At 68.4% G+C, this 10450-nt stretch carries 10 protein-coding genes; 9 read left to right on the forward strand and 1 reads right to left on the reverse strand.

Going from position 1 to position 10450, the window contains the following annotated elements:
• Positions 1–147: 147 nt before the first annotated feature.
• A complete protein-coding gene (dnaA, locus tag AB0M20_RS06990) occupies positions 148–1860 on the reverse strand; it encodes a chromosomal replication initiator protein DnaA (protein WP_364295010.1) in 1713 nt (570 codons plus the stop codon).
• A 523-nt stretch (positions 1861–2383) separates the two neighbouring features.
• Here dnaA and rpmH point away from each other — a divergent pair.
• From rpmH to AB0M20_RS07035, 9 genes are all read left to right on the forward strand, one after another.
• Positions 2384–2521 (forward strand): 50S ribosomal protein L34, encoded by a 138-nt coding sequence (gene rpmH / locus AB0M20_RS06995; protein WP_364295013.1) that lies wholly within the window; start codon positions 2384–2386, stop codon positions 2519–2521.
• A gap of 37 nt (positions 2522–2558) precedes the next feature.
• The gene (rnpA, locus tag AB0M20_RS07000) at positions 2559–2915 is read left to right on the forward strand and encodes a ribonuclease P protein component (protein ID WP_364295016.1); all 357 of its coding nucleotides are present in this window, start codon (positions 2559–2561) and stop codon (positions 2913–2915) included.
• Positions 2912–3169: a membrane protein insertion efficiency factor YidD gene (yidD, locus tag AB0M20_RS07005; protein WP_364295019.1), complete on the forward strand. Its 258-nt coding sequence runs from the start codon at positions 2912–2914 to the stop codon at positions 3167–3169. Before rnpA ends, yidD begins: the two co-directional genes overlap by 4 nt.
• The gene (gene yidC / locus AB0M20_RS07010) at positions 3170–4210 is read left to right on the forward strand and encodes a membrane protein insertase YidC (RefSeq protein ID WP_364295022.1); all 1041 of its coding nucleotides are present in this window, start codon (positions 3170–3172) and stop codon (positions 4208–4210) included.
• A gap of 62 nt (positions 4211–4272) precedes the next feature.
• Positions 4273–4830, forward strand: a complete 558-nt coding sequence (locus AB0M20_RS07015; RefSeq protein WP_364295025.1) for a R3H domain-containing nucleic acid-binding protein — start codon at positions 4273–4275, stop codon at positions 4828–4830.
• A gap of 119 nt (positions 4831–4949) precedes the next feature.
• Positions 4950–5681, forward strand: a complete 732-nt coding sequence (rsmG, locus tag AB0M20_RS07020) for a 16S rRNA (guanine(527)-N(7))-methyltransferase RsmG (RefSeq protein WP_364295028.1) — start codon at positions 4950–4952, stop codon at positions 5679–5681.
• A 1706-nt stretch (positions 5682–7387) separates the two neighbouring features.
• A complete protein-coding gene (locus tag AB0M20_RS07025) occupies positions 7388–8371 on the forward strand; it encodes an AAA family ATPase (RefSeq protein WP_364295037.1) in 984 nt (327 codons plus the stop codon).
• Positions 8368–9405: a ParB/RepB/Spo0J family partition protein gene (locus AB0M20_RS07030; protein ID WP_364295031.1), complete on the forward strand. Its 1038-nt coding sequence runs from the start codon at positions 8368–8370 to the stop codon at positions 9403–9405. The genes AB0M20_RS07025 and AB0M20_RS07030 overlap by 4 nt, the downstream gene beginning before the upstream one ends.
• A gap of 584 nt (positions 9406–9989) precedes the next feature.
• A complete protein-coding gene (locus tag AB0M20_RS07035) occupies positions 9990–10229 on the forward strand; it encodes a hypothetical protein (protein ID WP_364295034.1) in 240 nt (79 codons plus the stop codon).
• Positions 10230–10450 lie beyond the last annotated feature (221 nt).

The following is a 10450-nucleotide window of genomic DNA, read 5'->3' on the forward strand; positions in this document are numbered from 1 at the left end:
GCCACCTAGACCACCGGTCGGCGCGAGCGCCGACGCCTACCCGGACCGTGCGCCGACCTCTGGGCCGGATGGTTTGGGACGGCCTTTAGTTGCAGCTGGGCCGCCGCCGCGGCGGGACTCCGGTGTGCTCGTACCCGGGGAATGGTTTCAGGTGTTTTGTTTGATGCGGTTTGTGAGCTCCGCGATCTGGTTGTAGAGCGACCGCCGCTCCGCCATGTGCTGGCGGATCTTCCGGTCGGCGTGCATGACCGTCGTGTGGTCGCGGCCGCCGAATGCCTGGCCGATTCTCGGCAGTGAGAGGTCGGTCAGTTCCCGGCAGAGATACATCGCCACCTGGCGGGCGTTCACCAGGACTCGGCTGCGGGAATGGCCGCGCAGATCCTCCAGGCTCACGCCGAAATAGTCGGCCGTCGACACCATGATCTGGTCTGCCGTGATCTCCGGGCCGGCGCCGTCCGGCATGAAGTCGCGCAGGACTTCCTCGGCCAGTGACAACTGCACCGAGCTGCGCGTCAGGCTTGCGAATGCCGTCACGCGGATGAGGGCGCCCTCGAGTTCGCGGATCGAGTTGGAGACCCGTGACGCGATGAATTCCAGGACGTCGTCGGGCGCGAACATCCGTTCCTGCGCGGCCTTCTTCTGCAGGATCGCGATGCGCGTTTCCAGGTCGGGCGGCTGGATGTCGGCCAGCAGGCCCCACTCGAAGCGGGTGCGCATCCGGTCCTCGAGGGTGGCCAGCTGGCGTGGCGAGCGGTCGGAGCTGATGACGATCTGCTTGTTGGCGTTGTGCAGCGTGTTGAAGGTGTGGAAGAACTCTTCCTGGGTGCGCTCGCGGTTTTCCAGGAACTGGATGTCGTCGATCAGCAGGATGTCGACGTCGCGGTAGCGCCTTTGGAAGGCCTGCGTCTTGTCGTCGCGCAGGGAATTGATGAAGTCGTTGGTGAATTCCTCTGTGGACACATAACGCACCGAGCGGGCATGGCCCAAGGTTGTTGCGTAATGGCCGATCGCGTGCAGCAGGTGGGTTTTTCCCAGGCCGGAACTGCCGTAGATGAACAGCGGGTTGTAGGCCTTGGCCGGCGATTCGGCAACCGCCACCGACGCGGCGTGCGCGAAGCGGTTCGACGAACCGATGACGAAGGTCTCGAACATGTACTTCGGGTTGAGCCGGTTGCCGTCGGTGCCGCTGGGCCGGCGGTCCTGATTGGCGGTGTTGCGCATCGGGCCGGAATCGCCGCCCTGACCCATTCGCAAGGTGTCGTCGCGGCGATCGTCCTGATACCCCAGGTTGTCGCGCAACTGCGACGGCTCGGTCGCCATTCGCCGGCCGGAGTCGTTCGGCTTCTTCTCCGGTCCGGCGGCGGGCTGAGCGGTGACCGGCTGCGCGGACAGCGTGGGCGTGTGGGTCTGCGGCAGCGGCTGCGGCACGGGCGCGGCGAAGAGTGCGTCCTGGCCGTCGCGCGCCGCGGGCACATTGCGGGGGTACGGGGAGGGCGCGGAGTGCTGGGCCGACCCGGTCGGCTCCGCGTAGTGGTTCTGCGCCGGCATGTCCATCGGCGGCGGGGCGCCGTAGACCGTGCCCGGCCGGCCGGAACCGTCCTCAGGGGGCCGGACCGTCACCGCGACCTGGATCGGGCGGCCGAGCCGGCGGGACAATGCGTCGGTGATCGCCGGGCGCAGGCGCGACTCGATCACGTCGCGGGTGAAGGCGTCCGGCACCGACAGCAATGCGGTGTCCTCGACTATCGCGCGCAGGCGGGTGAGCCGGAGATAGGCACGCTGCTGCGCCGAGACGATCTCGTCCGCGAGTTCGTCCGTCGCTGCGGTCCACACCCCGCTCAGGTCGACCGAATCGGCCACCGCCGCGCCACCCCCATCGCCACCGACCCCCGATGGCCTTGACCGGTCCACCGCCCTGCCCTCGACTAACCCTGACAGCAGGCCGGCTCCCCCCAGACGTTTCTGGCGCTACCGGCTGTCCACAGGTTATCCACAAGCTGTGGGCTCCCCGGCCGAGTGGGTCGGTGGCCGCGGGAACGCGCTCACCGTGCCGAACGATTCACGCGTCGTCCGGTTCCGCTCGGCCCAGCCGCGCACGACACGTCGGACCAGCAAACGGGCACGCTAACAGCGCTGCCGCCGCTGCTTCAACCGGCGTCCCACCCGCTGATGCGCCGCCACCGCACGGAGATTCACTTCCTCCGCAGAGAGACCGCCATCTGTGCCGAACTAAGATCGAGCCCGGCGTGCCGTGACCGGGGATGATTGACCACCGCAGGGTGCCTGCGTAGGGTCGAGCGGTTGCTCCTCCGGGCCCCTGGTAAAGTGGTGGCCTGGCAGCGATGCCCCCTGCACTCGTATTGCACCGATTCGGAGTTCTGACGTGAGCAAGCGCACCTATCAGCCGAACAACCGCCGTCGCGCGAAGACCCACGGCTTCCGGCTGCGCATGCGCACCCGGGCCGGCCGCGCCATCCTCGCCAACCGGCGTACCAAGGGCCGCGGCAAGCTGTCGGCCTGAGCCGACGCTGGGCCGGGCCCGGAATGCCCTGGTAGTCGTGCTGGCCGCGGCGCAGCGACTGCGGAAGAGCAGCGACTTCACCGCAGCGTTTCGTGGTGGCCGCCGAGCAGGTCGCGGCACCTTGGTCGTCCATCTGCACATCGAGGAGCCGGCGCAAGCCTTCGAGGCGCGCGCCGGCTTTGTCGTGTCCAAGACCGTCGGCAACGCGGTGGTGCGCAACAAGGTGCGCCGCCGGCTGCGTCATCTGGTACGCCCCCGGCTCGGCGCCCTGCCCAGTGGTGCCACGCTGGTCGTCCGTGCGCTCCCGGCCGCCGCTTCGGCAACGTTCGAGACCCTGCGGGCCGACCTCGACGCGGCCCTGGCGGCCGCCCGATCTCCTCGGCGACGCCGATGAGCAGGGCCGCCCGCGTGCTGACCGCGCCGATCGTCGCGTACCGTCGGTACTTGAGCCCGGCGTTGCCGGCCCGCTGTCGGTTCTATCCCTCTTGCAGCGCGTACGCCCAGGAAGCCCTGGTGCGGCACGGCGCCGTGCGGGGGACGCTCCTCGCGATCTGGCGCGTGCTGCGATGCCACCCCTTCCACCCTGGCGGGTTCGACCCGGTACCTGACCCGATCCGTCACCGTCCGGCAGATGTGACTGGAGCCTGAATGAGTCTCGACTGGATCTACTACGCCATCTCGTGGATCCTCCTGCGCTGGCAGGGCCTGTGGGATGCGATCGGCGTGCCCGAGGGCCGGTTCCTCGGCACCAACTGGTCCTGGATCCTCGCGATCATCTTCCTGGTGGTCACGGTCCGGGTCGTGCTGTTCCCGGTCTTCGTCAAGCAGATCAAGTCGCAGCGCGCCATGCAGGCTCTGCAGCCCAAGGTCAAGCTGCTGCAGGAGAAGCACAAGGGTGACAAGGAATCGCTCCAGAAAGAAATGATGGAGCTGTACCGGACGGAGAAGGCGAACCCGCTGATGGGTTGCCTCCCGATGTTCCTGCAGGTGCCGGTCTTCCTCGGTCTGTTCCATGTCCTGCGGCGGCTGAGCCCGGACAATCAGGGCAAGACGCTGTACGGGTGGACCGTCGAGCAGTTCGAGAGCGCGACGCACGCCTCGCTGTTCACCGTCCCGCTGCCGGCGAAGTTCGGCTCGTCGGTGTCCGAGCTGGCCGCGCTGGAGGCCAACGGCACCACGGTGAAGATCATCGCGGCCGTGCTGGTGCTGATCATGATGGGTACGACGTACCTGACCAGCCGCCAGATGATCCTCAAGACGGGCTGGGCCGAGGACCCGCAGCAGAAGATGATCCAGCGCCTGATGCTCTACGGCATCCCGCTGTCGCTGCTGGTGTCGGGCTCACTGTTCCCGATCGGTGTGGTCATCTACTGGGTGACGAACAACCTCTTCACGCTGGCCCAGCAGCAGTGGGTGCTGCGGAAGTTCCCGCCGCCGCCGATGGTCGGGAAGAACGGGAGCACCGCGCGTACTCCGCCGGCCAAGGGCGCGCCCGCCAAGAGCAACGGCAAGGGTGCAGGGCCGGTGCAGCCGACGACGCGTACCGGTGGTCTCTTCGGCCGTAACAAGACCGTCGAGCCCGAGCCGCAGAGCCCGGTGGTCGACGCCAAGGCCCGCGCTCCCAAACCCGGCGCCAAGCCGACGAACCCGAAGAAGGGCGCCCGACCGGCGAACAAGCCACGGAGCTGACCTTCCGCACGAGACCTCGCCACGCCTCGGCGTGGGACAGCAATCACCACGGAGATGAAATAGTGACCGACACCAGCTCTACCTCCTCCGACACGGCCCCGGTCGAAGCAGAAACCGAGGCTCCCGAGGAGACCAAGACGTCGGAGACCGTTGCCTCGGACAGCGACCTGTTCCGGCAGAGCGAGATCGCCGCCGACTACGTCGAAGGGCTGCTGGACATACTCGACTACGACGGCGACATCGACGAGCTCGTGTCGGCGGGCCGGCCGATGGTCGAGGTGGTCGGCGGCCGGCTGCAGCCGCTGGTCGGCCAGCGCGGCGCCACGCTGGAGGCGTTGCAGGAGCTGACGCGGCTGGCGATCTTCCGGGCGACCGGGTCGCCGAGCCGTCTGCTGCTGGACATCGGCGGCTACCGCGCCACCCGGCGCAAGGAGCTGGCGGCGGTGGCGCGCAACGCGGTCGAGAAGGTGAAGGAGCACGGCGACGCGGTCCGGCTGGAGCCGATGTCGGCGTTCGAGCGCAAGTGCGTGCACGACGTCGTGAACGCGATCTCCGGCGTGGAGAGCGAGTCGGAGGGCGTCGAGCCCAATCGGCGGATCGTTGTGCGTGCGGCTGAGTGATGTCGTTTCCTGACTCCGGCCCGGGCGAGCCTTCGCCCGGGCCGTCGTCTGTTCAGCCCTCTTCCTCCGCCTCTTCGTCTTCGCCTTCGGCGGGGTCTTCGGCGCGGCCGCCGGGTGGGTTGCTCGAGGCGGCGCGAGCCGCGTTCGGGGATCGGCTCGACCTTGCTGTTGCGTACGCGGAAATGCTCATCACCGATGGCGTCTTGCGAGGACTCATCGGGCCGCGGGAAGCGCCCCGGATCTGGGAGCGGCACCTGATCAACTGCGCCGTCGTGTCCGAAAAGATCCGTATCGGCGCTTCGGTGATTGACGTCGGCTCTGGTGCCGGTTTGCCCGGTATCGTGCTGGCAGTGGCTCGGCCGGATCTCAGCATCACCCTGGTCGAACCGCTGGCACGACGAACCGCCTTCCTGTCCGAGGCGGTGACAGCGCTCGGCCTGGAGGCGACCGTCACGGTCGTCCGCGGCCGGGCGGAAGACATCGCCGGCGGACCCCCCGCTGCCGCCGATGTCGTCACCGCGCGGGCGGTGGCACCGCTGGACCGGCTCGCCGGTTGGTGCCTGCCGCTGGCCGCTGTGGGCGGCCGGCTGCTGGCGCTCAAGGGAGCCTCCGCCGCGGAGGAGGTCGCCGAGCACCGCGCGGCCGTCGCTCGGCTGGGCGGCTCGGAGCCGGTCGTCTCCCGGTGCGGCGTGGATCTGATCGACCCACCGACGACGGTGGTCGAGATCGTCCGCGAACGGGTCGTCATGCCTGCACGGTCGAAGCCGGCCACGGCGGCGGGCGACTCGGGGCGCAAGGCCGGACGATCCGGCGGGCGAGGCTCCGGGCAGAGGAGAACGCGGAGGGGATAGTCCGGATGGGCAGGCGCAGCGCACGCAAGCGATCAGGCAAGCAGCAGCGCGGTGCCCCCGACCAGGACCCTCCGGGGCGGATCGGCGCCGGCGAAACGCCCGCTGTCTCGACGCCCGAGCCGACTGTGGCGCCGCCTTCGCCGGCCAATCGCGGCTCGTTCATGTCGTCGGCGCCTCCCCGGGTGTCGATCTCTTCGGGGAATGCCGGGTCGCCCGCGTCGGCCGTCTCACAGTCTTTGCCGGCGCCGGAGGTGTGGTCGTCGGCCGGTGACGGCTCTGCTGCCGAGCCGCCGGAGAGTCCCTCTGCTCCGCTCGTTTCCCCGAGCTCGCCGGCGGTCCTTGCGTCGGCGACGCCTCGTCGTGGTCGTTCGTCTCCCCCGTCGGACCGTCCCGATCTTGGCACCGGTTCGGTCTATCGGCCGCCTGCCGTGGCGCGGCCCATGTCCGGATCTGGCTTGCCCGCTGACGCCCGGTCGAACGCCGGGCAATGGGGTGAGTCGCACCCGTCGCGGCCTTCTTCAGTTGGTCGGACGAGGCCTCGTCCCCGGCCTCATCCGGCTGACTTCGGACATCGGCCGAACGCATCGCCATCTGCGGCCTCGCCGTCCAGGCCCCTTCTTGCTGCTCCCTCCGAGGGGTCGTTGCCGACGGCGGCTCCGACGACGCATGCCGATAGCGGGACGCTCGTTGCCGGCAGCTCGAGCCGCCCGCGACCGTCCGACTCTGCGCCGACCGAAGTGCTGGAGCCGCCCTTGAAGGAGACTGGCTCGCCGTTCGGCTCGATGGGCGATGTGGTCGACCGCGACGGGGAGGAGTCCTGCGGCAGGCGAGCGATTTCGGACACCGGTTGGCCCGGCGTCGGGGGTCGTGCCTACGGAGCGCCGCTGGCGCTCGTACCCGGCTTCTTGGTCTTTGAGACGCACGACACAGCGCGCGCGGCGCTCCCGGCGCATGCCGGTCTTCTGGCTGCCAGGAGCGGCGAGCCGGCGTTATCCACAGGCCTCGATTTGGGTCTTGCTGGCGACGCGCCCTTGGTCCTAGCCTGGTCACCCTCGGCGTTGACGGCGCCGACTTCAGCTTCCAGCTCGCTCTCCTCGATCGACGCGGCAACGCTTTCAGGTGACGTCTCGTCGGTCGTCTCGACTAGGACTACTCCAGCGGTGGATGTGGTTCACGATGCGTCGCCCTATCAGGCGGACAGGCGTGGCAACGCCCGCCCGACGGCCGTAGGCTGGCCGCGCGTCGATAATGTGGACCGGTTGGCGGGCCCACCCGATGCACCGCCTTCTGCCCCATCCGGTGCATCGCCCGACGGTACCGAGGCGGGCTCACGCGGTGCCGACCCATTCCAAGCAGGCAGGGACAAGACGGTGCATGAGTACGGCAATGGCCTCGACGACGGGCGTCTCAGCGGACGCGTGGTTTCACGTGAAACCAACCCATCCACGGGCATGAGTCCGTCTGCATCCGGCGATTCATACACCGACGGACCGGCTTCGACCGGAAGCACTGGATCATCGGTGGGCGCCCCCGAGGGCGGTGGTCAGGGAGTGCCGCAGCCGCGGGTAGGCACGGGCTACGCAGGATCACAAGCCTCCGGCGGTCAGGTGTACGGCACGCCGGTCGGTCCGCAGTCAGCCGACGGCGGGTACTCGCCGGAGCCGCGGAACCCCGCGCCCTCGCCGCGCTCGGATGCCCCTGGCCCGGTGGCTCAGGTCTCGGGCTCCGCTCCCGTGCCGGGTGTACCGGGAATACCGGTGCAAGAGGCTGACGGTGACACGGACGAGCATGTTTCACGTGAAACGCCGGGCCGGGATGAAGACGATCCGCCGCTTGCCATGGAAGCGTTGCGTGCTGTGCAGATCCTCAATCCGAGCGGTGAGATCACTATGCCGCGGCCTGATCATCCGAGGGTTCTCTGCGTCGCCAACCAGAAGGGTGGCGTTGGTAAGACCACAACGACCGTCAACCTCGCGGTTGCGCTGGCGCTCCACGGCAACCGCGTACTGGTGGTCGACCTCGATCCGCAGGGTAACGCGTCCACCGGGCTGAACGTGCCGCATCACGCCGGCGTACCCGACGTCTATGACTGCCTGATCGACAACGTGCCGCTGAGCGAGGTGGCGCAGGCGGTCGAGGGGATCCCGAACCTGTTCTGCGTGCCGGCGACGATCGACCTGGCCGGTGCGGAGATCGAACTCGTGTCGGTGGTCGCTCGAGAGTCCCGCCTGCAGCGTGCGATCGCCGCCCACCCGGAGAAGTTCGACTACGTCTTCATCGACTGCCCGCCGTCGCTCGGCCTGCTGACGGTGAATGCCCTGTGCGCGGCGCAAGAGGTGCTGATTCCCATCCAGTGCGAGTACTACGCACTGGAGGGCCTCAACCAGTTGATCAATAACATCAACCTCGTGCGCCAACACCTGAACCCGACGCTGGACGTTTCGACGATCCTGCTGACCATGTACGACCGCCGTACGCGGCTGGCCGACGCGGTCGAGCAGGATGTGCGTAACCACTTCGGTGAGAAGGTCCTGCAGGCGGTCATCCCACGCAACGTCCGGGTTTCGGAGGCACCGAGCTACGGCCAGTCCGTGATGACCTACGACCCCGGCTCGCGCGGCGCTACCAGCTACTTCGAAGCCGCTCTGGAGATCGCGATGCGTGGGGTCAAAAACGGAGGCACCGCATGAAGAACCGTCCACGGGGAGGCCTCGGCCGGGGCCTGGGCGCATTGATTCCAACCGCGCCGGCCGCCGCCGTTGCGACAGAGGAGGCAAGTCCTCCTCCCGCGCCTCCGCCGGCGCCGACGCAGTTCACGGCACCGCCCGAGCCGGCACTTGAGCCCGAGCCCGACCCGGAGCCGCAGCCGCTGCGCAACGAACCGACCAGCGAGCTGGCTCCGGTGCCCGGCGCGCGCTTCGCCGAGCTTCCAGTCACGGCGATCGTGCCCAACCCGAAGCAGCCGCGGCACGTCTTCGACGAAGAAGCCCTCGAGGAACTGAAGATCTCCATCCAGGAGGTCGGGTTCCTTCAGCCCATCGTCGTGCGCGACCTCGGCGACGGTCACTATGAGCTCGTCATGGGTGAGCGCCGCTGGCGTGCGGCGCAGGCGGTCGGCAAGGAGTCGATCCCGGCGATCGTCCGCGACACACGCGACGACGCCATGCTGCGCGATGCCCTGCTCGAGAACATCCACCGCGCCAACCTGAACCCCCTCGAAGAGGCGGCCGCATACCAGCAGCTACTCGACGAGTTCGGAGCGACGCACGAGGAGCTGGCGAAGCGCATAGGGCGCAGCCGCCCGCAGATCTCGAACACGATCCGCCTCCTGAACCTCCCCGCTCCGGTCCAGCGCCGAGTCGCGGCCGGCGTCTTGTCGGCGGGCCACGCGCGGGCGCTGCTCAGCCTCGACGACGGCGAAGCGCAAGAGCAGCTGGCGTTGCGCATCGTCGCCGAGGGCCTGTCGGTACGCGCCACCGAGGAACTGGTGTCACTGGCGATTGCGGACGGCCCGGCGAAGAAGGCAACCCCGTCCCGGCGCCCGAAGGTGCACGCGCCGGCCTTGAACGACTTGGCCGAGCGACTGTCGGACCGGTTCGACACACGGGTCAAGGTCGACATTGGACGGAACAAGGGCAAGATCACGATCGAGTTCGCGACGGTCGACGATCTCGAGCGGATAGTGGGCATGATCGGCGTAGAGGAAGAAGGCGCCGAGGGCTGACTTCCGCGTCAGCGGGGGCGCTGGCGGGGTTGAGACCGCAAGGCACGTGAGACTGGCGGATCACGTGCCTTCTTCATGCCCGGCTCCACAATGTAGCGATGACTCTGACCTGCGGCGCAACGGCCGCGACAGTTTAATGTTAAACAAATTCTGTCAGAGCGATTCTCCTGAGGTTTGGATCTTCGGGCGAACTACGCCGCTGTCGTTCTAGATGGCCAAGATCGAGTGTTTGGCGGAAAGTCGCTCGGCGATTAGCGCGCGCGATGGCAAAGTCAAGACAACGCGCTCAGCCTGTCGCAAGAAAGCCGCGGAACCCTGGCCGATAGCAGGCAAAAGGCGCTGTCGCATCAGTCTCCATGTTCGACACCGTTCGGTGGTCCGACGCGAAGATAGTTCGCGTCCATTCGGGCGGCGTCCCCTCGTGGAACCTTGCGTGACGCGTTCGACTGCCCTTGTTGCGGCGTGCGTTAGGTGCCATCCGGAGAACGTCGATGCGGCCCAGCGGGCGATGATCACCGGTGCGGCGAGGATGCCCGCGCGTGTGGGAGCTTGAGAATGAGCGCGCCTGTAGCGCAGCCCGCCAGGTGAGATTGCCGAGAGACGACCGCCTGGTTCTCGGCGGCCTGGTTCTCGGCGGCCTGGTTCTCGGCGGCCTGGTTCTCGGCGGCCTGGCTCTCGGCGGCCTGGCTCTCGACGGCCTGGCTCTCGGCGGCCTGGCTCTCGACGGCCTGGCTCTCGACCGCTTGGCCGCCGACCCTGGCCTCGACCGCGGTCGCCGGCCCTCGGCTCTCGGCCGTCCCTCGGCCCTCAGTCCCTCCCCTTGACCGTTGGCCTTGACCGTTGGCCTTGACCGTTGGCCTTGACCGTTGGGCTTGACCGTTGGGCTTGACCGTTGGGCTTGACCGTTGGGCTTGACCGTTGGGCTTGACCGCTGGCTTGACCGCTGGGCTTGACCGCTGGGCTTGACCGCTGGGCCTGACCGCTGGGCCTGACCGCTGGGCCTGACCGCTGGGCCTGACCGCTGGGCCTGACCGCTGGGCCTGAC

It is taken from the genome of Actinoplanes sp. NPDC051633 (genome assembly GCF_040681735.1).
Classification (GTDB): Bacteria; Actinomycetota; Actinomycetes; order Mycobacteriales; family Micromonosporaceae; genus Actinoplanes.

Excerpts from the sequence above, each read along its gene's own strand:
- yidD (WP_364295019.1), top strand. The coding sequence starts at position 2,912 with ATGAGCAGGGCCGCCCGCGTGCTGACCGCGCCGATCGTCGCGTACCGT.
- yidC (WP_364295022.1), top strand. The coding sequence starts at position 3,170 with ATGAGTCTCGACTGGATCTACTACGCCATCTCGTGGATCCTCCTGCGC.
- AB0M20_RS07030 (WP_364295031.1), top strand. The coding sequence starts at position 8,368 with ATGAAGAACCGTCCACGGGGAGGCCTCGGCCGGGGCCTGGGCGCATTG.